This is a genomic window from Alphaproteobacteria bacterium endosymbiont of Tiliacea citrago (assembly GCF_964031065.1).
Lineage (GTDB): Bacteria > Pseudomonadota > Alphaproteobacteria > CAJXXZ01 > DAHXLG01.
Genome location: NZ_OZ034995.1, coordinates 304,333 through 329,654, shown reverse-complemented (window position 1 = coordinate 329,654; position 25,322 = coordinate 304,333). Strand labels below are relative to the sequence as shown.

At 27.4% G+C, this 25,322-nt stretch carries 23 protein-coding genes; 8 read left to right on the top strand and 15 right to left on the bottom strand.

All coding sequences use genetic code 11. The annotated features are described in order from the left end of the window. Window positions 1-61: 61 nt before the first annotated feature. Genes AAHM83_RS01730 through AAHM83_RS01720 form a run of 3 tightly spaced genes read right to left on the bottom strand, consistent with a single transcriptional unit; the run spans window position 62 to window position 4,473 of the window. Window positions 62-1,885 (bottom strand): sigma-70 family RNA polymerase sigma factor, encoded by a 1,824-nt coding sequence (locus tag AAHM83_RS01730; RefSeq protein WP_342261775.1) that lies wholly within the window; start codon window positions 1,883-1,885, stop codon window positions 62-64. Continuing rightward, on the bottom strand, window positions 1,878-3,401 hold the full coding sequence (gene dnaG, locus AAHM83_RS01725; protein WP_342261774.1) for a DNA primase: 1,524 nt from the start codon (window positions 3,399-3,401) through the stop codon (window positions 1,878-1,880). The genes AAHM83_RS01730 and dnaG overlap by 8 nt, the downstream gene beginning before the upstream one ends. Beyond that, window positions 3,391-4,473, bottom strand: coding sequence for a hypothetical protein (locus tag AAHM83_RS01720; protein ID WP_342261773.1), 1,083 nt, complete (start codon window positions 4,471-4,473; stop codon window positions 3,391-3,393). Before AAHM83_RS01720 ends, dnaG begins: the two co-directional genes overlap by 11 nt. A 78-nt stretch (window positions 4,474-4,551) precedes the next feature. Between AAHM83_RS01720 and AAHM83_RS01715 the strand changes: the two genes are divergently transcribed. The 4 genes from AAHM83_RS01715 to AAHM83_RS01700 are packed head-to-tail and all read left to right on the top strand — an operon-like array spanning window position 4,552 to window position 8,667. Next, window positions 4,552-5,106 (top strand): hypothetical protein, encoded by a 555-nt coding sequence (locus AAHM83_RS01715; RefSeq protein ID WP_342261772.1) that lies wholly within the window; start codon window positions 4,552-4,554, stop codon window positions 5,104-5,106. Continuing rightward, window positions 5,049-7,511: an excinuclease ABC subunit UvrA gene (locus tag AAHM83_RS01710; RefSeq protein ID WP_342261771.1), complete on the top strand. Its 2,463-nt coding sequence runs from the start codon at window positions 5,049-5,051 to the stop codon at window positions 7,509-7,511. The genes AAHM83_RS01715 and AAHM83_RS01710 overlap by 58 nt, the downstream gene beginning before the upstream one ends. A 48-nt stretch (window positions 7,512-7,559) precedes the next feature. Continuing rightward, window positions 7,560-8,054: a CDP-alcohol phosphatidyltransferase family protein gene (locus AAHM83_RS01705; protein WP_342261770.1), complete on the top strand. Its 495-nt coding sequence runs from the start codon at window positions 7,560-7,562 to the stop codon at window positions 8,052-8,054. A gap of 40 nt (window positions 8,055-8,094) precedes the next feature. After that, window positions 8,095-8,667 carry a cell division protein FtsQ/DivIB gene (locus tag AAHM83_RS01700; protein WP_342261769.1) on the top strand — a complete coding sequence of 191 codons (573 nt, stop codon included), beginning with the start codon at window positions 8,095-8,097 and terminating at the stop codon, window positions 8,665-8,667. Window positions 8,668-8,694: 27 nt separating this feature from the next. Here the strand turns inward: AAHM83_RS01700 and pth are convergent, their stop codons facing one another. From pth to AAHM83_RS01675, 5 genes are all read right to left on the bottom strand, one after another. Further along, window positions 8,695-9,207 carry an aminoacyl-tRNA hydrolase gene (gene pth, locus AAHM83_RS01695; protein WP_342261768.1) on the bottom strand — a complete coding sequence of 171 codons (513 nt, stop codon included), beginning with the start codon at window positions 9,205-9,207 and terminating at the stop codon, window positions 8,695-8,697. A 3-nt stretch (window positions 9,208-9,210) separates the two neighbouring features. Next, complete coding sequence (locus tag AAHM83_RS01690) at window positions 9,211-9,552, bottom strand: thioredoxin family protein (protein ID WP_342261767.1); 342 nt, start codon at window positions 9,550-9,552, stop codon at window positions 9,211-9,213. 44 nt (window positions 9,553-9,596) lie between these two features. Continuing rightward, window positions 9,597-11,000 carry a cell division protein FtsZ gene (gene ftsZ / locus AAHM83_RS01685; RefSeq protein WP_342261766.1) on the bottom strand — a complete coding sequence of 468 codons (1,404 nt, stop codon included), beginning with the start codon at window positions 10,998-11,000 and terminating at the stop codon, window positions 9,597-9,599. A 36-nt stretch (window positions 11,001-11,036) separates the two neighbouring features. Next, on the bottom strand, window positions 11,037-12,173 hold the full coding sequence (locus AAHM83_RS01680; RefSeq protein WP_342261765.1) for a cell division FtsA domain-containing protein: 1,137 nt from the start codon (window positions 12,171-12,173) through the stop codon (window positions 11,037-11,039). Between the two features lie 65 nt (window positions 12,174-12,238). Continuing rightward, the gene (locus AAHM83_RS01675; protein ID WP_342261764.1) at window positions 12,239-13,591 is read right to left on the bottom strand and encodes a hypothetical protein; all 1,353 of its coding nucleotides are present in this window, start codon (window positions 13,589-13,591) and stop codon (window positions 12,239-12,241) included. A gap of 96 nt (window positions 13,592-13,687) precedes the next feature. On the opposite strand from AAHM83_RS01675, the gene AAHM83_RS01670 reads away from it, so the two are divergent. Both AAHM83_RS01670 and AAHM83_RS01665 read left to right on the top strand, forming a co-directional pair. Further along, on the top strand, window positions 13,688-14,002 hold the full coding sequence (locus AAHM83_RS01670) for a hypothetical protein (RefSeq protein ID WP_342261763.1): 315 nt from the start codon (window positions 13,688-13,690) through the stop codon (window positions 14,000-14,002). A 37-nt stretch (window positions 14,003-14,039) separates the two neighbouring features. Beyond that, window positions 14,040-14,597, top strand: a complete 558-nt coding sequence (locus tag AAHM83_RS01665; RefSeq protein ID WP_342261762.1) for a hypothetical protein — start codon at window positions 14,040-14,042, stop codon at window positions 14,595-14,597. Window positions 14,598-14,627: 30 nt separating this feature from the next. On the opposite strand, the gene AAHM83_RS01660 is transcribed toward AAHM83_RS01665, so the two are convergent. The 3 genes from AAHM83_RS01660 to AAHM83_RS01650 form a co-directional block, all read right to left on the bottom strand. Further along, window positions 14,628-16,394, bottom strand: a complete 1,767-nt coding sequence (locus AAHM83_RS01660) for an ATP-dependent helicase (RefSeq protein ID WP_342261761.1) — start codon at window positions 16,392-16,394, stop codon at window positions 14,628-14,630. A 4-nt stretch (window positions 16,395-16,398) separates the two neighbouring features. After that, a complete protein-coding gene (gene rho, locus AAHM83_RS01655; RefSeq protein WP_342262233.1) occupies window positions 16,399-17,658 on the bottom strand; it encodes a transcription termination factor Rho in 1,260 nt (419 codons plus the stop codon). Window positions 17,659-17,987: 329 nt separating this feature from the next. Further along, window positions 17,988-18,176, bottom strand: coding sequence for a hypothetical protein (locus AAHM83_RS01650; RefSeq protein WP_342261760.1), 189 nt, complete (start codon window positions 18,174-18,176; stop codon window positions 17,988-17,990). Window positions 18,177-18,306: 130 nt separating this feature from the next. Between AAHM83_RS01650 and AAHM83_RS01645 the strand changes: the two genes are divergently transcribed. Together AAHM83_RS01645 and AAHM83_RS01640 are read left to right on the top strand one after the other, a co-directional pair. Continuing rightward, complete coding sequence (locus AAHM83_RS01645; RefSeq protein WP_342261759.1) at window positions 18,307-18,522, top strand: hypothetical protein; 216 nt, start codon at window positions 18,307-18,309, stop codon at window positions 18,520-18,522. A 38-nt stretch (window positions 18,523-18,560) separates the two neighbouring features. Continuing rightward, window positions 18,561-18,974: a hypothetical protein gene (locus tag AAHM83_RS01640; protein WP_342261758.1), complete on the top strand. Its 414-nt coding sequence runs from the start codon at window positions 18,561-18,563 to the stop codon at window positions 18,972-18,974. Between the two features lie 33 nt (window positions 18,975-19,007). Here AAHM83_RS01640 and secA read toward each other — a convergent pair whose 3' ends face one another. The 4 genes from secA to truB form a co-directional block, all read right to left on the bottom strand. Further along, window positions 19,008-22,004 carry a preprotein translocase subunit SecA gene (secA, locus tag AAHM83_RS01635; protein WP_342261757.1) on the bottom strand — a complete coding sequence of 999 codons (2,997 nt, stop codon included), beginning with the start codon at window positions 22,002-22,004 and terminating at the stop codon, window positions 19,008-19,010. A 3-nt stretch (window positions 22,005-22,007) separates the two neighbouring features. Beyond that, window positions 22,008-24,167: a hypothetical protein gene (locus tag AAHM83_RS01630; protein ID WP_342261756.1), complete on the bottom strand. Its 2,160-nt coding sequence runs from the start codon at window positions 24,165-24,167 to the stop codon at window positions 22,008-22,010. Beyond that, window positions 24,164-24,430: a 30S ribosomal protein S15 gene (gene rpsO / locus AAHM83_RS01625; protein ID WP_342261755.1), complete on the bottom strand. Its 267-nt coding sequence runs from the start codon at window positions 24,428-24,430 to the stop codon at window positions 24,164-24,166. The genes AAHM83_RS01630 and rpsO overlap by 4 nt, the downstream gene beginning before the upstream one ends. A 64-nt stretch (window positions 24,431-24,494) precedes the next feature. Continuing rightward, window positions 24,495-25,319: a tRNA pseudouridine(55) synthase TruB gene (gene truB, locus AAHM83_RS01620; protein WP_342261754.1), complete on the bottom strand. Its 825-nt coding sequence runs from the start codon at window positions 25,317-25,319 to the stop codon at window positions 24,495-24,497. Window positions 25,320-25,322: the final 3 nt, after the last annotated feature.

Below are 25,322 nucleotides of genomic sequence, written 5' to 3'. Positions count from 1 at the left end.
ACTAAACTAGAAAATATTAAAAAAGATTAGAAAACAAACCTAAACATCTTTTTAAATTAAATTACTTTAAAAAATCTCTTAACTTTTTACTTCTTCCAGGTAAACTTAACCGCCTCAACAATTTAGATTCTAGCTGCCTAATTCTTTCACGAGTCACTTTAAACTTGTTTCCAACTTGCTCCAAAGTGTGTTCTGTTTTTGTGCCAATTCCAAACCTCATTCTAATAAGCCTATCTTCTCTTGTGCTCAAAGTAGATAAAGCCTTTGAAATTTCCTCTTGCAAAGCAGAAGTTAAAGCCGCATCAAAAGTAGACATTACAGATTTATCTTCAAGAACATCACTTAAACTACTTTCTTCATCATCATGATTAATAGGAGCATTCATGCTAACAGGATCTTTAGCAATTCTCAAAACTTTTTTAATTTTATCTAAAGACATATCTAACTTCTTAGCCAATTCTTCATCAGTAGGTTCTCGTCCATGAACATTTACAAACTGTCTAGATAATCTAGAAATTTTATTGAAAGTTTCAATCATATGAACAGGAATTCTAATTGTTCTAGCTTGGTCAGCAATAGCCCTAGAAATAGACTGTCTAATCCACCAAGTTGCATAAGTAGAAAACTTGAAACCTCTTTCAGCATCAAATTTTTCAACCGCTTTCATTAAACCAATATTTCCTTCTTGAATTAAATCAAGGAAATCTAAACCTTTATTCGTGTGTTTTTTAGCAGAAGAAACAACTAATCGTAAATTAGACTCAACCATGCTTTTTTTTGCATTTGCAACTTTTTCAGCGTTTTCATTAAATTGCAAATATAGTTTTTTAAAATCATAAATAGCCATAGAAACTTTTGATTCAAAAGATTGAACAAAAATTTTAATATCCAAAAGCATAGCTTCATTTAATTTTTTAATAAAATCAGACCAATCATCACTCCCCTCTTCAAAAAAACCACCAAATTCAAACTTTCCCTTCAAAATTTTAAAAAAAGTCTCTTTAGAATATCCTAGTTTTAACGCATATCCCATCAACTTAACATCAAAATTATTTAATAAGACGGAAATATCTTTAATGTTTGCAACAAGTTGATTTAAAAAAGTGTAATCTAAGTTTTTCAAAGCTTCAATCAAATCTAATTTAATGTTACTTATTTTTTCAGAATCTTTTTCTTCTTTTAGTGAAATACATAATCCATAAATTTTTTTTGCATCTTCTAAACCATCAAGAACAACTTCATCCTCTTCAGCTTCTTCTAAAAACACCTCAGAATCTTCAGCTAATTGATGAATAATTTCTTCTTCAACAGGATTAGAAGCCTCCTCCTTCATTAAAACAAAATTTAACAATGTTAAAATATGGTCAATAACAAAAGGGAAATTAACCATGCAAGATAACATTCCGTTTTTACCATTCACAATATCATTAGCAAAAGAAACCTCCTCTTCTCTTGACAGCAAAGGAATAGAGCCCATTTCTTTTAAATACAACCTTACAGGATCCTCTATTCTAGCATTATCAGTAAAAACTAGATTTGATTTTTCAGGATCCTCTTCCTCTTCAACAACCTCTTCTTCAAAATCTACAGACTCATCATCCTCGGAAGCAAATTCTTTAGATTTATCCTCGATATCATCATCCTCGTCTTTAGATTCATCATCCACAATATTAATATCATTACTAATAAAAAAATCAGCAATAATATCAACATATCCAAGATCAAAATCTCCTTCTTCAACTATTTCACGAATTTCAGAAACATTTATAACCCCTTTTTTTTTAAAAGTATCATTAAATAAATGAGTAATCAGAGTTTTAAGCTCCTCATTAAAATTATAATCAATATGATCCAAATTCAACAAAACATCATTTTTTTTATTCATTATAGTCCCTCTGACTCAACCATTGTTTATACAAATCCCATTCCTCTTCAGTAAAATTTTTCAAAAATCTTGTTTCTCGCTCTTTATTAGAAACATTTTGAATATGATTAAATATTTTATACCACTCTTCAAGAGCAGTGTCAAAACTCAACCCATCAAGACCAAAATTAATTTTAGCAACCTCATCCAAAAAAGAACAAGACAAAGAACTTCCATTTAATAAAAGCAAAAGCTCTTTTTTTAAGCTATTATCCATGTTTAATTTTAAAAAATCCTCTGCAACTTGATCCAACAGTTCATTATACCCCAAAATCAACTTAAAAAGTAATAAAAAAAGAGTTTTTGTCTCATAATTTTTTAATTTTTCAACATTTTGAAATTTTTTTTTACTCCACCTAAATTGATTCCAACTTTTTTTATATTCAATTTTTAAAAAAGGATCACACATAGAGCCTAACAAATCAAATAAATTTTTAAAAAACAAAGCTTTTTTATCTGGATTTTCAGGGATTTTTTCTAAAATTAAAAAAAATTCAAAAAGAGGATAGGTTTTTAAATCACTCAAATCTTTATTGTTTAATAAGTAACTAGCAGGATCTTGATTTGAATCCAATAAAATAAAATCAATTTCTTTACCAGTCCTAATTAATTTTAAAGCAAGTAAAGCAACTTTATGAGAGGCTTTTCTTCCAGCCTGATCACCATCTAAACAAATAATAATTTTATCAGTATGCTTCCAAAGCTTTTCTATATGCTCTTTTGAAACCGCCGTTCCCATACAAGCAACAGCAGAAAATCCATTCTGCTGCATTAATATAGCATCTAAATACCCTTCAACTAAATAAATAACATCTTTTTTTTTAATAAAATTTAAACCATATAAAATTTCTTTTTTGTGAAAAACAAAAGAATCAGCACCATTAATATATTTACTATCCCTTGAATCTAAACACCTTCCACCAAAACTTACTAAATTACCATAATCATCAAAAATTGGAAAAGTGACCCTGTTTTGAAAAACTTTAAAAAAAACAGATTTAAAACCAAATTTGGAAAAATTTAATTTATACCGATTTAAAAATTCTTGAACCAACTGAAAAGAAGGACACCAACCAAGATGAAATTTCTCAACAAATTCTAAGTTAACCCCCCTATCTTTCAAAAAATCAATAGCTTCATTATTAATAGAAAAAAAATCTAATAATTTATTTAAAGAATTAGATACATTTTTTTGTTTAATCTCAACACCAACAATTTCACACAAATCATTAAAGGCTTTTTTAGTATCACAGTGATTATATTCTGAATAAAAAGAAATTAAATCTCCTCCTCGACCGCATCCAAAACAATGAAATAAATTATTATCAGAATTAACATGAAAAGAGGCTGTTTTTTCATGATGAAAAGGACAAAGGCCAACAAACTTTCCATCTCCAACACTTTTTAATTTAACAAATTTACTTATATAATCTAAAAGTTTAATTTTATCTTTTATCAAAGAAAATTTATTTTGCATAATTATCCTTATAAAAATTTAACAACTCAGTTTTAGATAACTTTCCAAAATTCTGATACCAAAAAAACTCTATTTGTTTCAAAGCATCACCAATTTGCTTACCCATATATCCAAAATCAATCAAATCTTGCCCAGAAATAGGAACACAGTCTATTTTAATCTTTTCAAAAAAAACATTTTCTAAAATCATTTTATCATTTAAAAGTTTTTCTCCAAATTTATTAAAAATAATGTTAGCATCAGTTTGATTTTTTAAAGAAACACCTTTTAATAAATTAATATATTTTTTCTGAGAATTAGATAAACAAATCAAACTTTTTTCATTCAAAAATAAACTAGTAAAAGCCAAATCTGAAAGATTGAAAATATCAATTAAATCAATTTTTCGCGAACTTTTCAGATTAAGAATATCCATAATAGGAAGAAAATCTTTAAAAAATTCAGAAAAATACTTGCCATTAATAATTTTAAACCACTCTTGAGTAATTCGTTCTTTAGAAATAGTCAACAAACCTTCTTTCAATTTAAGACAAGCAGCTAATCCAAAAGAATCAGCATTACGAAAACGAACGGCAAATCTAAAAAATCTCAAAATTCTTAGAAAATCTTCCTTAATTCTCATTTCAGGGTCACCAATAAATTTAACAATGCCATGATCCAAATCTTTAAGACCATCAAAATAATCAAAAATTTCACCAGAATAATCACAATAAAAAGCGTTCATAGTGAAATCTCGCCTAGCAGCATCTTCCTCATAAGTAGTACCAGAAAAAGAAACCAAAGCATGCCGCCCATCGGTTTCAACATCTTTTCTTAAAGTGGTTATTTCATATTTTTTTTCACCAACAATAGTAACAGTACCATGTTTTAACCCAGTTGGAATAATAGAAAAATGCGATTTAAGCAAATCATTAACTTCAAAAGGTAAAAAAGGAGTGGCAATATCAATATCATCAACTAAAGTATTAAATAAAATAAAATCACGAACACATCCACCAACTAATTTGCAATTATAATTTAATAATTGAAAAATTTTTTCCAAATCTTTATTAAAAGGAAAAATTATTCTCATTAATAAAAAAATACATTTTATAAAATATTTTTTCAAGAATTATTGATATTTTAATCAAAATCTAAGACTATATATATTATGGAACATTTTAAAGTTCAAAATGCAATAGACTCTCTGCTAACAAAAATTTGCCATGATTTAATAAACCCATTAGGATCAGCGCAAATGGCAATTGAAGAAAATGAACCCGAATATCTAAACCAATCAATAAAAGAAGCAATATTAAAAGTTGATATGTATAGATTTTTATATAGAACAAGTATAGATAACGAATTACAAACCAAAAAATTTAAAGAATTTTTAGAACAAACAAAATTTAATATATTAATCAACTTTCAACACACCAAACTAACTCCATTATTATTCTTTTTATCTCAAAAAATGCTTACAAAATCTGCAATAATAGTAAACGAAAATGAAATTAAACTAGAGTATATGTTTTTTAATGAAAGAGAAATAAAAGCAATAAATGGAATTTTCGATACTATAGATACGTTTAACATAATGTTATATCTAGCATATTTACAATACAGCATATATTATAAAATCAAATTAACGAATTTAGAGAATAATAAATGGACAATGCAAATCAAAAATATATCAAACTTGAAGGAGTTAAAACACACGGATTAAAAAATATTAACCTAGAAATTCCACACGATCAAATAACCGTTATAACAGGAGTAAGCGGATCAGGAAAATCTTCATTAGCAATAGATACAATTTTTGCAGAGGGCCAAAGAAGATACTTAGAAAGCTTATCAAGTTATGCAAGACAATTTTTAAACAAGTTTGAAAAACCAGATTTTGAAAAAATATCAGGGCTAAGACCATCAATAGCAATAGAGCAAAAAACCCAAGGATATAACCCAAGATCCACAGTTGGCACAGTAACAGAAATTTATGATTATTTAAGGGTTCTTTATGCAAGAATCGGAACACCACACTCTCCATTCACAAATTTGCCATTAAAAGCCTATAGCCCAAGCGAAATCACTAATCATTTATTATCAGTAAACATAAAAGAATTTAAACTAATATCTTCAATAATATATAAAAGAAAAGGTAGTTTTAAAGTTGAATTATTAAAATTACAAAAAGAAGGATTTAGTGAAATAATAATAGACGATAAAATTTACTCTTTAGATGAAATTCCAGAATTAGACAAAAACAAATTTCACACAATAGAACTATTAATAGGGCAATTTAACACAGAGTTTAACGAAAGATATGAAATAGAAAACGCAATAGCAAATGCATTTGAATATAACCAAATAATAAAAGTAACAACAGAAGAGAAAGAATCAACATTTTCAAAAACAGCAATTTGCCCAGTATCAGGATTTAGCTTAACAGAATTTTCGCCAAGATTGTTTTCATTTAACAGCCCAGTTGGAGCATGTAAAAAATGCTCAGGATTAGGATACACACAAGATGACTGGGGAATAAAGGAACAGTGTCATAAATGTCTAGGTTTAAGATTAAACGAACAAGCTTTATGTGTAAAATTAGAAAACAAAAACATAGCTGAAGTTTGCCATCTTTCATTAAATCAAGCAAAAAACTTTATAGACAACCTAACCCTATCAAAATCAGATCAAGAAATCGCAACCTCATTAACAAACGAAATAAGCAAAAGATTAGAGTTTTTACTCGACGTAGGCCTGCATTATTTAACAATGGAAAGATCGGCAGAAACATTATCAGGTGGAGAAAGCCAAAGAATAAGATTAGCATCACAAATAGGATCTGGTTTAGAAGGTGTTTTATACGTTTTAGACGAACCATCAATAGGTTTACACCCACAAGATCAAGATAAACTAATAAACACATTAAAAAAGCTAAAAAACCTAGGAAACACAATATTAATGGTGGAACACGATGAAGAAACAATGTTAGCATCAGATTATTTAATAGAAATAGGTCCAAAAGCAGGTGTATACGGAGGAGAGGTGGTTTTCTCAGGCACATTGCAAAATTTATTAAAACAAAACACCCTAACATCTCAATATCTTAAAAAAGAAAAAGAAATAAAAATTGAAAAAACACCTTTTGATTTTAAAAACTCAAAAACAATATCAATTAAAAACGCAACATTTAATAATTTAAATCAATTAAACGTTGATATTCCATTAAATTGTTTGGTAGGAGTCTGTGGAGTATCAGGAAGCGGAAAATCCACGTTAATTATGGAAATTTTAGCAACAGCACTAAAAGCAAAGCAAGATGACCTAGATTCTTCGTTGTGCTCATTAGAAGGAGAAATTCCTCCATTTGAAATAATTAATCAAGCTCCAATAGGAAGAACACCAAGATCAACTCCCTCAACATATACAGGAATATGGAGTTATATAAGAGATTGGTATGCGCAACTTCCAGAATCAAAAAGCAGAGGATACACAGCAAGTAGATTTTCTTTCAATGTAGAAGGAGGAAGATGTGCATTGTGTAAAGGAGAAGGAGTAAGGCATATAGAAATGCACTTCTTACCAGATGTCGAAATTCAGTGCGAAGAATGTCAAGGAAAGAGATTTAACAAAGAAACATGCGAAATAAAATATGAAAATCTTTCAATAGCTGATGTTTTAAATCTTTCAGTAGAAGAAGCATTAAATATTTTCAACTTTATACCACAAATGAAAGAAATGTTACAAACATTAAAAAACGTGAAATTAGATTATATAAAACTAGGACAAAACGCAATCACGCTCTCAGGTGGAGAAGCTCAAAGAATAAAATTAGCAAAAATTTTAGGGCAAAAAAAGAAAATACAACTATCAACGCTTTATATTTTAGATGAACCAACAACAGGTCTGCATTTTGACGATATTCAAGCACTAATGCAAATATTAAACAAATTAAAAGCAAAAGAACACTCAATAATAATAATAGAACATCACTGTGATGTATTAAAAAATTTAGATTGGTTAATAGAATTAGGGCCAGAAGGTGGTAAAAACGGAGGAAAAATAATAGCAGAAGGAACGTATGAAGAATTAAAAAATAAAAACACACCAACAAGTAAATTTTTTAAATAATTCTTCTTAAAATAAACATTTTCTTAAAAATTTTGTAAACTGAAAATTATGAATAAAATTTCAAAACTAATTCCAAATATTTTATCTTATTCAAGAATTATTTTAACCTTAATTATTGATGTTTTTTTATACAAAAAAAGCATAAAATTAGCTGTTTTTTGTATCTTTTTAGCATCAATTTCAGACTTTTTTGATGGTTTTTTAGCAAGAAAATTAAATACAACAAGTAAATACGGAGCAAATTTAGATTTAATAGCAGACAAAATTTTCTCTATAAACATGCTATTATATATTTTTTTCACCAATAAATATTTTCCAATTTTCTTTATTGTTTTTCTATTAATTTCAAGAGAAATAGCAATGGTAATAATAAGAAATATATATAAAAAAGACATACCAGCATCGAAATTAGGGAAAATTAAAACAGTTTTTCTAAACATATCATATGTGTTTTTATTAATAAACTATGAAATTTTCATAATATTTTTTATTTTAGGCTTTTTAACATCTACATTTTCACAATTTAAATATCTAAAAACATAAAAACCTTTATATATAATGAATTTGCAATTAAAATGTAAAAATGAAATATAAACTAAACATAATTTTATTTATTTTATATGTTTGCGGCTCTTTTTGCGTTAAATATTTCGGTTTTTTCATTCCTTACAATAATTGTTATACTTATATTGAAAAAATTGCCAAAAAAGAAAAAAACAATAGAATTGCTGGTGTAATAATAAAAAACAGAAAAAATTTAGAAGTTATTCCCGTTCAAAAAAAAATTATTGGAGTGTTTTCAAAAAATAATAAAATTTTTTTTATGGATAACACAGGAAATACATTTGACTCTGAAAATGATGATCCAGATGATTACATTGCAATATCTGGAAACCTTAAATATTGGCCAATATATTATAAAGAGCTAGAAAAACATCCTAAAATTTTAAAAAAAACATTTGCGGCTACTATTTTTCATTATAGAATTGATCTTTATTTAAGGCCTGGAATTTTAGTCAAACTAAATAGATCCATTAAAGATTTAAATGATTTTCATGAAATTTTTCCTGAATATTTTTTAAAAGAAAATTATTATATCGATTTAAGAAACACGAAAAAAGTTGGATATGCAGAATATAATATAATATTTTATTGACAAGAATAATTATTTTTTTTACTTAAACTAAAAACACCAATTTAAAATTTCTTTAATTCCATCTTCAAAATAAGGCTCCCATTCCGATATATTCAACTTAGATAGAACATAACTACTTACATCTAAATTAGGATTAAAATTTTTAGGATGATCTATTCCAATTTGCAACTTAGCAAATTTTTTACCTATATTATTAGCAATATCACGTAATCCATTATGCCCACCTAAACCTTCTGTTGTTTTTAATTTAAAAGTGAATTTTTTAATACTTAATTCATCGTGTAAAACCAATAAATCTTCAGGCTTAAATTTAAAAAACATATATAATTCTCTTAATGCATCAAAGGAAACGTTCATAAAAACCTTTGATTGAATTATGTTCACATTATTAGGTGTTTTATAAAAAACATACCTATTCGTTTCTTTTTTTTGTATATAACCACACTTTTTTAATAATGCATCAGATAAAAGCAAACCAAGACTATGATATGTGTTTTTATAACATAAACCAGGATTACCAATTGCAAAAACAAACTTCATTTTTTATAAATTTATAATATTAGAAGCAACCCAATCACTAAAATCTTCTTGTATTCCAATTTGCCTAGCGCACTCCACACCATTTCGAAAAATAATAAAAGTAGGGATAGATAAAATTCCATAATCTGCTGATATTTTTGATAAATTATCAATATCAATTTTATATATTTTTACTTTTTGATCTTCGGACATTGTTTGATATTCCTCACAAACAGATTCAAAAACACTAGAAAACATCTTACAAGGCCCACACCATTGAGCAAAAAAATAAACAACAACAAAAATATCTTTTTCTTCTAAAACAAATTTATGAAAATCGTTTTCTGATTTAATTATTAAAGACATATCAAAATATTAAAAAAATTTTTTTATTTTGAACAGCCTCTGTTTTATTTCATATACGGAGGCACATCGGAAGCTTCGTTTTCATCTTTGCTGCTACCAAAAAAGAAACTAAATAATCTTTTAAAAAAACCTTTCGGCTTCTTTTTTACCACATAATCCTCGGAGGCTTCATTAACTGCTGCAGAGTGAGGTTGTCCTATTAGATCATCCTCTTGCAAGCTTAATAATTCATCAAAAGATGTTGTATCAAAATCTGATGAATAACTATCATCAAATTCGTTAAAAGTGTTTTCAACTGGCTTGTTTTTTTCTGTGTAATTAGAGGTTGTTGCGAAAATAGATAACTCAACTTTTCCGCTTAAGTCATCATCTAATGTTGCTCCAAAAATAATGTTTGCTTCTGGAGATACTGATTGTCTTATATATTCAACTGCTTTGTTTATATCTGATAAAGTCATATCTTTACCACAACGAATGCAAATAATTACTCCATCAATATCTTTAGACATCATTCCGCCTAGCTCTAATAATGGACTAGCCATAGCTTCTTGTGCTGCTTTAATTCCTCTATCTTCACCAGACGAAAATCCGGTTCCCATTCTTGCTCTACTTTTTTTACCCTTCATAATTGTGAAAAAATCAGCAACGTCAACATTAATTCTAGCTGGCTCTTTTATTGTTTGAATAAAACTTCTTAAACCTTCGCATAAAATTTCATCTGTTAATCTAAAGGCGTTCTCAAATGTGGTTTCTGAATTAGATAACGAAAATAGGTTTTGATTACTAATTACAATTAAAACATCTGAGTTTTTTTGAAAAATTTCTACACCTAATCTCGCACATTTCTTTCTTTGCTCACCTTCAAATTCAAAAGGAGTTGTTACAAGACCAATAACCAAAATGCCAAGATCTAATGCTATTCTTCCAATTTCAGGTCCTGCTCCTGTTCCTGTTCCTCCTCCCATACCTGAAACAATAAACAAAACATGTGTTCCTTCTAAATGTTTTTTTATTTCATCTTCACTTTCAAGAACTGCTAATCTACCCACTTCTGGATCTGCTCCTGCACCATGTCCTTGTGTTAACTTTGGACCAAGTTGCATTTTAACTTCAGACTTCGCTCCTTTTAACACTTGAGCATCAGTATTGTAAATTATAGTTTTCACTCCTTTAATACCGCTTTCAATAACGGCATTAACAGCATTACCACCACTTCCACCGACACCAATTACCGCAATTTGTGGAGTGAAATCTTTTAAATCTGTTCTTTTAGAAAGAATATCACTCAAAGAGTTTTTGGGAGGACAATTAATATTTTCTTTTTTTAAATCTTTTGTTTCAAGATTTTTTAACTCCACCTCTACCTTTTTTTTTTGCCCTTTTTTTAGATCGTTTTCTTTTTTGATCCCCTTCATATCAACTCCCTTTATTATGTCATATTTTATCACAAAAAAAGAATTTTACACAATGAGGTAAAAAACCAATTAAGCATCCAAAAAATAACCAATAACTCTTTTCAGAAACTTTATAATTCTATTTAAACTTTTTTCATTTTTAAAATTTTTAAAAAACAAATCAGCAACTCCAAAAATATCATCCTTACCAACTGTTTTTATTTTTAATGTGGTTCCTTTTTGTAAAGACTCTATTAAATCAGATAAAAAAGAAGCGTTACCAAAACAAACTACATTATAAATTTTTTGATTTGAAAATAAAGAAATTGTTTTTTTTATTTCGTTAATAAAAATTGTTATTTCTGGTAAAATTTTTCTAATCATTTCTGATTGTAAAATAAACTCTTCGTTTGAATCTCTAACAATTCTAATCCATGAACAAAAATGTTCTGGCTTTAAAGCTGCAGCCAATGATTCGTGTTTAATTCTAGAAGCTTCTTCTAATGAAAGGTTTAGACTGCGAGCTATTTTATAAGTTATAGACTCTGATCCAAAATTAATATTTCCAGCCTTCACAGGAGCACCTTTATAGTAAAAACACCATTGCATTTTTGAATGACCAATATCAAAAACCAAAGAACCTAATCCCTTCTCATCTTCAGATAGATATCTATCTCCTAGTGATAAAATTGAAGGCACTAAATCTATTACATTAAAATTTAATTGCTCTAATAAATAAATTAAATTATTAATTTTACTTTTAAATGCATAACATATAAAATATTGAAAACTTAAATTATCACAAAACAAACCATATGGGTTTTCAATTGTAAAGTCATCTAAAATATATTTAACTGGAAAGCTTTTTATTAATACTCCGTTTTTGTTTTTTACCCACTTTTTAATATTGCGACTAATCATATCTATTTTAAACTGATCAATAACACCTTGAATTTTCAGGTTTTTCACAGATAGTGTTTTATATTCCAAAATTTTACCGCTTAATAATAAAACAATATTAACTATTTTTTTATTAATTTGAGATTCTATTCTTTTTACAAGATTTAAAACAGAGGTTTGAAATAAAAAAACATTCACAACGTACCCATTAAAAATTCCACTTTTTTTTTCTTTCACATTAATCGTTTGTTTTAAATTATCATCAAAAAACATACCTTTTATTTCATAACTTCCTAAGTCTAATAATAAAGTATCTTTTGGGAACATATCTTGTTATTATAACCACAACAAGAGAAATATTGCAAAAAACATTTTGATTTTTTTTTATAAATTTAAAAATTTTTCGACAAAAACAAATAAATTTTTTCAACAAATTTATTCATGTTTTCAAGGCCTTTTTCTGTCCAGCCCTCTATTAACACTCTCAGAATAGACTCTGTATTTGAACTTCTAATAATTAAACATCCTTGTTCTAAAAAAACTTTTATACCATCAAATTCTGTAAAGTGTATCGAATTTTCTTTAAAGTATTTTTTTAATAAATTCATTTTATTTTCTTTATCTGCAGAATCCACACAATCAATATTGGGACATTTTTTTAAAAAAGTTTTTGGAATTAATTGTAACAACGAATCTAAAGTTAAATTTGATTTTTCTAAAAGAGAAAGAAAAATTAAGCTTGAATAAATTCCATCATCTATAAAAAAGTGATCTTTAAACATATAATGACCGCTCATTTCACCTGCTATAAAACAATCTTTTTCAACTGCTAAGTTTTGAATATTAGAATGACCCGTTTTTGAAAAAAAACTTTCACTAAATTGGGAGCACCATTTTTTGATAGATAAACTACTAATATCATCCCAAATCACCTTGCTTTTTGTGTTTGTTATTTGATGATTCAGGTATAAAATCATTGCAAGAAACACATCTCCGGATATTAAGTTTCCTTTATATAATAATGAAGTTCTATCTGCATCTCCATCAATTATAAAAGCAAAATCTATTTCATTTTTTTGCTCTATTTTTTTTATTTCTTCCAATCTTTCAATACAATTTGGATCTGGTGGAAATCCGCCAAAATCTTCTTTTTTTTCCTTGTTTAATATGATGTTTTGACCTTTTAAGTTTAAAAAATCAATTATATCTCCTCCACAACCGTTTAAAAGATCCCACCCTATGTTAAATTTTCCTTCTAATTTTATTGAATTTAATCGCGCAAGATATTCAGTCTTATCTATGTTATGCTCTGTCCCTTCTTCGAAATTTTCAAAATTTTTTTCTAAACATCTGTTGATTAAACTTGTTAATCTTTCTTCTGAAAAGGCTTTGTTTTCTACGAAAAATTTTATTCCATGATATTCATTTGGATTATGTGATGCTGTTATTGATACTGCTGCATCTATTTTTTTTTGTACCGCCATATATTGAACGACAGGTGTTCCCACTTGGCCTAGTTTATATACATTTATTCCTGTTGATAGTACACCTTTTATGAAAGAATTATAGATGTTTTCTGATAATTTACGCCTATCATGACACACACATAAACTTGATTTATTTTGTATTATTAACTCTGTTCCAAAACTTTTACCCAATAAAAAAGCATCTTCTGTATCTAAGTTTTTACTTCTTAAATCGTATGCTTTTTTAACACTATGGGCAAATTCACTTGATAAAATCACATTAAAATAATAGCAAAATTTACAAAAAAAATCAAAATTGCTACATTGGTTATATGATAAAAAATAAATTAATTGTTTTAATTTTTGCGTGTTTTAATGTTTTCTCCATGCAAAATAGTGGATGCGCCCAGACAAAATAAACTAACTAGGTTGCTAAATTCACTAAAAAAAATTTCATTTCCAAATGAAGAAGGATCACTTGAAGTAATTTATCTTCAGGACTATATAACAAGTCTTCCAATAGGTCACAAGTTCACAAACAACTTAGAAAAATATTACACAGCCTTGAAAACACAATCAAGTGAAAACAAAATTAAATTTTTTAAATATAAAATATACGTATATACCAGAACACCTCTTTCTATTGAGTACGATGGAATTAAACCAACAAGAAAGAAAAATATTTATTAATTATTTGCTAAATAAAAACACACTATATGAAAGGGAAATGAAATTTTTTGTTCAATCATTTTATCAATATTCCATGAATGAAAAAAAACCTCTTCTTATAAAGATGCTAACAAAATTCAATCACACCAGGCTTTCTCAAATTTTAGTTAAATTTTTTTATCAAGCACGTGAAAAAGAAAAATTATCAACATTAAAATTAATAGTTGATGAAAATTTAATTGGATCAAACATTGAGGATTATTTAATGTTCTTTGAAGAAGAATCCCATAAACACGCCGTTAAATTTATTAATAGTAATCCTGCTTATAAAAAGCTTTATTTAACTTTGCTAGAAGTAAGGCAAAAAAAAATAAAAAAAGAAATAAAAAACAAAATAAAAAGAGGATTGGAACAAAAACGAAAAAAAATAGAAAGAGAAATAAAAATAGCAATGGAACAAAAAACAATAGAAGAAAGATCAATAGAAAGAAACCAACAAAAAAAAGAACTAGAATACGGAGAATACGCAGACAGAGAACGGGAAAAAGAAATAGAAATACAACAAATAGCAATAGAAGAAAAAGAAACAATGAAAAAAAGATTTTTTTATAATTAAATTAATCAAAAAATAAGCAGAAACACAAAATTATAACTCAAAAATAAAACGAGACGGAATTTGTGAGAAAAATTTACCATTAATCCTTCTAGAAGTTGTATATAATATATCCAAAAATCTTTTGGCTCTTGTTATTGTTACATATGCCAATCTTCTTTCTTCTTCTAACTCTTCTGTTGTTTTTGATAACATTGATGGAAAAATATTTTCTTCCCATCCTGGCGCTATTACAATATCAAATTCTAATCCTTTTGCTCCGTGCATTGTCATTATTTGAACTTCGTTTGACTCCTCTTCCTCTGTTGTGAATTGTAAATTTTCTAAAAAGTCTGAAAGTACTTCATATTGCTTTAAATGATCTTTTAATGCATCTATATTTTTCATTTCTTTAATATCTTCTAATTCAATGTATTTTGTATCTTTTAAAATTGCTTTTAAAACTTCTATTGGTTTTGTTTCTTTTAACAGCGCTCTCCATGTTTTTATTTGCATTAAAAATATTTTACATTTTTCTGAGACAGCTTTTGGTAGTTGATCTAACAAAGCTATAAGAGCATTTTCAAAACCACAGTTTAATGATTTCATTGCATCTAAAAACATACTTTGCTTCGCTTCTCCTATTCCTCTTTTTGGTGTATTTATTATTCTTGAAAAAGCTAAAAAATCTTCCGCAGAATTTATTGCTCTTAAATAAGAAATTAAATCCAAAATTTCTTTTTTATCATAAAATTTCTTACCAGCTGAAAGTTTATATTTAATGTTGTTTTCTACCAATGCTTGCTCTATTGCTAACAACTGAAGGTTTGTTCTTACTAATACTCCGATTGTATAATCTGGATAGTTTTTTTGATAATCTATAACTTTTTTTGCTATATATGCTGCTTCATCGTATTCATTAAACACTTTATTAACTTTGATAAAACCGGTTAAAGTTTCATTTGCCGATATTAAATTTTTTATATATTTCTTTCTATTTTTACTGATTACGTTCACAGCTCCCCTTAAAATTTGGCTGCAGCTTCTATAATTTTCTTCTAATTTTATTATTTTTGCTTCCTGAAAATCTTCTTGAAATGATTGAATATATTTTATGTTTGCTCCTCTGAATGCATAAATAGACTGATCTTCATCTCCTACACAAAATAAACTTGCATCTTTGCTTAAATTTTTTATCCATTTATATTGCAAACCATTGATATCTTGATATTCATCTACTAATAAATGTGAGCAAATTTCTTTATTGGCATCTTCGTTGTTTGCAAATAAATCGACTGCTTTTTGTATTAAATCTGAATAATCTAAAAAATTATTTTCTTTTAATGTTTTTTGGTAAAATTCATATGTCTTTATAAACAATATATCGTCTTTTGTTTTTCCTGTTTCTTTATATTGAGATATTTTATCTAATAATACTTTTGGTTTTTCTTCACTTCCAACACTTTTTAAGTAATTTTTTATTATTCTTTTTTGATCATCCTCTGTTAAAAGTTGAAAGTTTGGCTCTAAACTTACTAATGAACTATATTTTCTTAAAATTTGAGCTGAAATTTTGTGAAACGTTCCACAATATATCGATTTTGCTTCTTCTCCTATGATAAGAGATAACCTTGTTAATAACTCTTTTGCAGCTTTATTCGTGAAGGTTGTGGCAACTATTTGATTTGCGGGTGTTCCTTCTTGGATTATTTTTACTATTCGATTTATTACTACGCTTGTTTTTCCAGTTCCAGCTCCAGCTAAAATTAAAATTCTTTTATTTTCGCTTTTAATCGCTTCTTCTTGTGCTTTATTAAACATGATCCTATTTATTAATTATTTCAAATAATTCTTTATTGTTTTTAGTTGTTTTTAATTTTGAAAGCAAGAAGGGCATTCCTTCTGATCCCATTGAAAGCATAATTTTTCTTATAGCCCATCTTTTATTTAATTCTGATTCTGCTTTAAAAAACTTATCTTCATTTCTGGTTCCACTTTGAATTATATCTATTGCTGGATACACTCGTTTATTGGCTAGATTTGGATCTAAATACAACTCACAATTTCCTGTTCCTGCAAATTCTTGAAGAATATAAAAATCCATTTGAGATTTATTTTTATCTAACGCAGTTCCTATTATTGTTAAAGAACCTTTTTCTTCTGTTTTTCTTGCCGCTCCAAATATTTTTTTTGGCCCCTCCATTGCATGAGCATCTATACCACCAGATAAAACTTTGCCTGATGATGGGGTAACTGTGTTATAAGCTCTTGCTAATCTTGTAATAGAATCTAAAAACAAAACAACATCTGAACCTTGTTCCACCATTCTTTTCGCTTTTTCTATTGTTAGTTCTGCTATTTGAATATGTCTAGAAGCAGCTTCATCAAAAGTTGAAGAAATAACCTCTCCTCGCACCGATCTTTTCATATCTGTGACTTCTTCTGGACGCTCATCTATTAATAAAACCATTAATTCAACTTCTGGATGATTTTTTGTGATTGCGTTTGCCATGTTTTGCATTAAAATTGTTTTTCCAGTTCTAGGCTGTGCTATTATTAGAGCTCTTTGACCAAAACCTATTGGAACAACTAAATCACAGGCCCTAAGAACTAAATCTTCTTTTGAAGCATCTTCTAATTCAAAATTTATTTTATCGATTGGATATAAAGGAGTTAATTGTTCAAAATTAACACGATTTTTTTTTGAATCTCCGTTTTCTCCATTTATTGTTAAAATATTTGCTAAATTAAAGTTTTTCTCTGTTTCTCTTGGATATTTTATAACGGCCTCTAAGATATCGCCTGTTTTTATATTAGCTTTTCTAACTTTTTGGCCAGGAACGAAAATATCAAATGAAGTAATTTTATAGTTAATATCTGGAAACCTTAAAAAAGCATGTCCAGCATCTGAGACTATTTCCAAAACTCCTTTAACTATTACAACGGATCCATTGTATATATATCTTTTTAAAATTAATGTGAACAAATCGTGTAATTTATATGAATATGGGTCTTCTATTTTTAATTGTTCTCCTAATTCTAGTAAATCAGCAAGTTTTTTCGATTTTAGCTCATTAAAATCTATAAACTTTGGAAGGCCTTTGACTTCTATTTTTTCATTATCTTTGATTGAAAATGATGGATCATTTGGTTGAGAATGTTTTTTTGGATCAAATTCAACATTTGAAAAAAAGGTGTCGTTTAATATTAAATCATTCATCTTTTTTTTTATCACGGTTTTTTTGATAGCCAAACCTTCTTTTTCACTAAAACTTTTTCCTTTTATTGTCATAAAAAATATAAAATCCCTTCAATTGAAAATTAATTAAATTTATATTGTTATTATAAAAAATAAAAAATTTTAGTACAATACTCAAAAATACTAAAATTTTTTTAGGAAAAATATAAGATTTTTTAAAAATCTTGAAAATTTTGTTTTAAGTTTTGGACCAACAAAGATAATTTTTTGACTATTGATTTGCTAGAATCAACGGCTAATTTTGTTAACCTTTGTTGTTTTTTATATTGTTCTCTTTTTAATGAGCAATACATCCATTCATTATTCTCATCGTGTTGAGATTTAAAAATATCTGATAAGGTCATTTAATTTCCTCTTTCATTTTCGCCTCTCTATTTGTAGAATAGACAAACTTTATTAAAAAGTCAATAATTGTGTTTAAGTTGTTTTTTTTACTTACCTTTACTTTAACTGTTTTGATAAACTGCTGTTAGTATGAACAAGGTAAATGAACTTCAAAAAATTATTAGAAACCTTCAAAAAATATATAATTATGCTATTCAATCTGAAAATTTAGCTATTGCTTTACAATCTCAAAAAGTTTTAGCCTCTATTATTAATCACAAAAAAGAAGAAGTGTCTCTTGCAAATTTAAATAAAGATCAAATAGAAAAATTAATAAAAGAATCAGAATCAAAACTACACAAATAATGTTAATTTTTTTTTTTTTGACTTATTATGATATATAAATGCTTATATCTGAAATAAAATCTAATATCGAAGTTCTTAACAATTTTTTAGAAATAAAACCCTTTGATGGAGAACCCAAAAAAGTTATCTCAGAAATTTTAAAAAAAATTGAACACCCTTTTACATTAATTTCAATTCATTTTGTAGGAAGAAGATTTGTTCATAAAGATAATTTACATCTTTTAAAAGGCAGAAGATTCAGAATTTATTTTGGACTGAAAATAAATAAAAAAATTTATATCAAATTTGGATGGCATAAAATAAAAAATTTAAACGATATAGAATTTCAAAATCTAAAAAATAATTGGTCTCAAAATTATTTCGAAAACGACGGAAGATGTTTAATTGAAAAATCTGGAGGCGTACTGTGTTATCATAACTTAATTTATGCTAAGGCGAAAATTTCTTGTTAGTTTTAATTATAATTAGCAAACAACAAATATTTTTTAATTTTTAGGTTTAGTGTTTTTATTATCTCTAAAAGTTTTTTTTCTATCTTCTTTAAATTTAGATGTAGCAAAATTTTTTTCAATTTGTTCTTTTTTATATGAAGGATTATAAGTTTTTTTCACTGCTTTTTTATTATCTAATTTTTTATCTGGACCTTTAAAATTTTTATTGTCATTGCTTTTATTATATTCATTCTTGTTTTTTGGTTTTACTGAAATTTTTTTCTTTTTTGTTTTATCTTTATTTGTTTCAATAAATTCACTTTGAACATTATCCAATAATGCAGAATCTGTTTCTTTTAATAAATCAACATTACCATCAAAATTTGAAACAATAGGTTTATTTTCTAAATCTAAACTTGTATTATGGCCATTTAAATTATCTTCATATTCATTTTTTATTTTTTTATATTGTTCTAGCAAAGAAGTTAGCTGTAATGCCGAAGCTTCATCTTCAACCGAATTCAAAGATGATTCAAGGTTCTCTATTAAGGAATTTAATTTAACCAAAACACCATCTGAGTTTTCAAAAAATTGAGTTTCATTTAAGTGAAAAGATTTATATAAAGAGTCTTCAACAAACCTTTCTAATAAATTTTCAAATAATTTTGATGCTTCAATTTTATATTCTGTTAATGGATCTTTTTGTCCATGTGCTCGTAATTCTGTGATTTGTTTTATATAAGATAAATTTAATAAATGAGAGCTCCATAAATCATCTAATGTTGTTAATAAAATTGTTTTAAAGGACTTCATGTTTATGTCTTTCATTTTTGAAACTACAACCTCAGATGCATTATCAAAAGAAAAATCAACTCCAAATAAGTCACTCATTGAGCGTACGGTTACTGAATTTGTGTTTTGTTCAAAAAAATTCAACTTTTCTCTTACAAATTTTTCTAAATGAGAAGTTAAATCATCATCAAACAAATATTTATTCCTAAATTCATAAATCATAGTCCTCTGCTCATCCATAACACCATCATATTTTATTAAATATTTCCTTTGATCAAAACTTCTTGCTTCAACCATTTTTTGAGCTTTTTCAACTTGACGAGTTATCCAAGGATCATATATAGGCTCACCTTTCGTCATAGCACTTTTTAACCAACTTTGATTTGAAAAATTTTTCATTAAGGGGTCATCCAATGAAATCATAAACTTAGATCTTCCTGGGTCACCTTGTCTTCCGGCTCTTCCTCGAGCTTGATCATCCACCCTTCTGCTTTCATTTCTTTCTGTTCCAATAACAAAAAGCCCACCTGCCTTCAAAACAATATCTTTTGATTTTTTTATTTCAGATTTTATAGCAGGCTTTTTAGCTTCAATTTCAGCTTCACTTAAACCTTGCTCTCTTAATAATCGTACATGCATATCCAAGTTTCCACCTAGTTGAATATCCGTCCCTCTTCCAGCCATGTTTGTTGCAATAGTGATAGCCCGAGGCATTCCTGCTTGAGCAATGATATCAGCTTCTTCTTTGTTTCTTTTTGCATTTAAAACGTTAAACTTCCAACCTAATTTTTTAAATTTTTGAGCATAAACTTCTGAAAATTCAACGCTACCAGTGATTAATAAAACAGGCTGTTGTTTATCCAAAGCCTCTTTAACTTCTTTTACAATTGCATTAAATTTATCTTCAAAATCAATATAAATTTCATCGTCTTCATCTTTTCTGATAACTTTTTTATGAGTTGGAATTGAAATAGTATCTACACCATAAATTTCATAAAACTCTTCAGCTTCACTTAAACAAGTACCACTCATACCTGAAAATTTTTGATAAAGACCAAAAAATTTTTGATAACTAATAGAAGCAGAAGTTCTGCCCTCTGAATTAATTCGAACCCCTTCTTTAGCTTCAATTGCTTGGTGCAAACCATTTGAAAGCCTTCTTCCATCTAAAATACGACCAGTATGTTCATCAATTAATAAAATTTCACCTCTATTACTCACAATATAATCAACGTTTCTTGCCAGCATATATTCCGCATGCAAACATTGATTTAATCCATGAACATAATTAAGTTGCCCACTAGAGTACAAAGTCTCACCCTTTTCAACAACATTATCTTGCTCTAACATAGAATTTATTTTTTTAAGCCCAGCTTCTGAAAAAGTAATGCTTTTTTGAGACTTTTCTATTTCATAATCTTCCTCAGTAAGTTGCCTGACTAAATCAATTAAATAAGAATAATATTCTAAAGAATCATCAGAAGGGTTTGTGATTATTAAAGGAGTTCTGCCATCATCAATTAATTTATCTGCTTCGTCAACCAAAACAAAATCCAAACCTCTTTGACGAATTTGAGATTTATCCATACTCATATTGTCATATAAATAATCAAACCCCAAAGTCGAACCGGTTGCATATACAATATCTAAACCATAAATAATTTGTTTTTCTTTTGTGTCCATTGATTCTAATAAAGCACCACAAGTCAAACCTAAAAACGAGTATAATCGACCCATTTCATCTGAATCTCTTTTAGCTAAATAATCGTTCACAGTAGCAACATGAACACTTTTACCATCCAATGCGTTTAAATAAACAGCTGGAGTCGCAGCTAATGTTTTTCCTTCTCCGGTTTTCATTTCAGTCATACAACCACGGTGCAGCGAAATAGCGGCCATTAATTGTTCATCATAATGCTCTAACCCTAAAACTCTTTTAGAAGCCTCTTTTACAGTTGCAAAAGCCTCAACTAAAATATCATCTAAAGTTTCTCCATTTTTTATTCTTTCTTTAAATTCAAGAGTCTTTTTTTTTAAATCAGCGTTTGAAAGATTAGAAAAATCATCTTTAAGAATATTTATTTTCTCTATTATAGGATATAAAACCTTAACTTTTCGTGCGTTATAATCAGGATAAATTAATCTGTGAACTATGCAATAACCATAATAAAAAAACAACCAAAAAAAATACAAAAAATAAGATGGAATAAACCAAACAATATTCCAAATAAAAAAAAACGCTTTTACAAAAATATACATAAGTTACCTTTCTTTAACCAAATGCTTTATAAACTTAATTGCATCTGCTAAATTTTGAGACTGTTTAGCGTGAATACACAATTGATTATGTCCTTTTACAGAAAAAGAAACGCCTAATTTTTTGGAAAGCCAAGTCACCTCAATATCCCTTTTTAATAAAACATCTTTTAAAAAAGCTGTATCAATATTAAGAACAACGTATTCAGAAGCCATTTTATTGTTTGCACAAACATCATTATTAATAGAAGATTCATCAGAAAAACCATCAAACTTAGTTGGTTTAACGGAATCAGAGCCAAAAAAAGAAGATTGATTAGAGATATCTTTTTTTGAAATATCAACCTTAGATTTTCCATAACTTCTTTTTTCTTTGTTGTGATGCCCCCCTTTAAAAGCAAAGTTTTTTTCTCGGTTGTAAAAACTTCTTTCATTTTTTCCATTAAAGACATCATCGCTTGTTAAACCATTTGACTCAGATAATTCATTAAGCTGAAAATTTATATCAACTTCTTGAGTTAATTTACTTTGGGTTTTAGAAGCTAATAAAGTTTCCATTGAGTTCAACACTTCATTAAGTTTTATAATAGAAGTATTTAAAATTTCATAAAAATCTTTAGAGTTTAAACATGTTTTTTTAGAGTCTAACTGAATAGAAGTAATAGAATTAGTTGTTCCAGTAACTTTACAATCGATCAAACTTAAAAATTCATCTTCCAACTGATTCAAATCAACAATAAAACTTGTTTTTTCTTCATGCTTAATTAAACCAATAGAAACACCAGCAATTAAATTTTTAATAAGCTTTTTTTGATAAAGTAAAATTGAAGTTCCGCAAACTGATGACATAGAACTACCGCCATCACAGCTAACAACATCACAAACAACTCTTATTACGTTTGATTTATCTAATAAACAAGATTTTATAGCTTTTTTAATAAGCTCGCTATGGCCTATTTCCCTTCTAGAGCCGCCAACACTTTTTTTATTACTTAAATGAGATAAAAAGTTATAGTTAACAATAAAAGATTCAGGTGTTTTACCATCAATAGAATCAATCCATTGAACATTCGAACTATCTCCTATAGATATTGAAGAAATAATTTGTGTGTTGCCCCTTGAAAAGAAATTACAATTAGAAACTCCAGCAACTAATTGATTAACTAAAGATTGCTCTCTAATATCCATTAGTAAACTAGATGGATCAAACAAACTTCTTCCATCTATTCTTTTTTTATTTCTTGTTATATGTTCTGCAAAACGATAAGAAACCAAATCTCTTACATAAGAATTATAAACATAGTTTTGACCACAATCTTTTTCAAAATCTTTAAGATTAAAAGAGCTTCTATCTTTTGCTAAAAAAGAATTAAAAAGCTTTTTTGAAAACCCCCAAGCACTTCTTCTAGAAAAAAACCCAATCGAATTAGAGTTAATAGGTTCTAATTTATAACTTGGGTGCCCCTTAATTTCAGAAATAATCTTATATTGAAGACGATTCATATCTTCAGCAAAAGAACAAGTTATTTTAAAAGCCTTATCCAAAATAGATTTGTAAGAATCTGAATTTTTTAAAACAAGATCAGAAAAACACTCATAATCAACCATTGTGTTTTCAGTTAAGTAATCTAAATTATTTAAACTTGAAGGCTGAGAAGAAAAAGAGGCTAAAAATCTAAATTTAACATCTTTTTTATTAGCCTTATTAATGTTTCCACCTGAAACTTTGCATAAAGAAACAGGAAACTCAGTAACGCCAAATAAAAGCAAAGATAAAGAAGAAGCTAAAACAGAAACAACTTCTAAAGAATAGTCATCATAACTTAAAACTTGAAAATATAAATTAACATCTTTATTAAAATCGCTTGGAAACAAAGGGCGAACACACCTATCAATTAATCTTGATAAAGTTATATCAAAGTCTGAGATAAAGTCCTTTTTTTTAAAACCACCCGGTATTTTATTAATCGAATTAAACCTAGATTCAAAAGTTACTTTTAAAGGTTTACAACCAGACTCTGAAAAAGAACAAGAAACATCTTCTTTTGCAATTGTCAAATGGCACATAACACTTGTTTTTTCGGCTGTTACGATAACTCTTTTATTTTCTAAGTCAAAAAAAAAACTAAAAGGAATCGAATTAAAATTTTCTTTTATAGATATCATTTCCTCAATCCTAATGCCTCAATTAAAGATGAATATTGTTGAGTGTTTGTACGCTTTAAATACTTCAACAATTTTCTACGAGTTTCTAATTTTTTTAAAAAACCTCTTTTAGAATGATGATCCTTTTTGTTTTTTTGAAAGTGAACAGTTAAGGAAGCAATATCTTCAGTCAAAAGAGCTATTTGAACTTGAGATGAACCAGTATCGTTTTCAGAAATTCTATGTTTTTTGATTATTTCTAGTTTATTCATGTAATATTTCATATCATAAAATGTCAAAAAAAACAGCCCCTAAAAAAAACAAAGGTAATTTTTAGAAACGTTTTTTTTAAATTAAATATAATTTTTTAATAGAAAAATTGGTTGTTTTCACTAAACCACGAAATTCTTCGTTTAAATTTAAACAATAAATAGCCCCACCAATTAACCGATCATCTTTTATGCTTAATTCACAGCCATTTTTTAATTTTTCAAACTGCTCAAATGAAATAAATAAAGATGGGTAAAATTCAAAAAAACAATCCAAACCAATACCTTCAGTAGCTTTTTCAATCAAACCTAAATCAAACCCATTGCTAGCAATTCGCCTTAATGTTATAACACAACCTAAAACAGACAAGCTATTACATAAATCACTAGCTAAAGTTCTAACATAAGTTCCTTTTTCACAAACAACTTCAAAGCTTGCAACATCCCCCTCAAAAGAAATTAATTCAAGAGAATGTATAAAAACATTTCTTTTAGGTATATCAAATAAAACTCCATTTCTAGCAAGTTTATAAGCTCTTTTACCATTAATTTTAATTGCAGAAAATTTATTAGGCCGCTGTTCAATTAAACCAATAAATTTATATATAGAAGAAACAATGTCTTTTAACTCTGGCCTTTTATTGTTTTTTTCAACAACCTTACCAGAAACATCGTCTGAATCAGTTTTAAATCCAAATTGAATAGAAAAAAAGTATTTTTTAGAAGTTGGAAGATATTGAATAAATTTAGTAGCTCTTTCTACAGCAACAACCAAAAGACCAGTGGCAAAAGGATCTAAAGTGCCACTGTGTCCAACCCTTTTATAATTTTTTTTAAAAGGTTTTATACAAAAAAAAGAAGAAACGTCCAGAGGTTTATCCAACAAAAAAAAACAACCAGACATTAT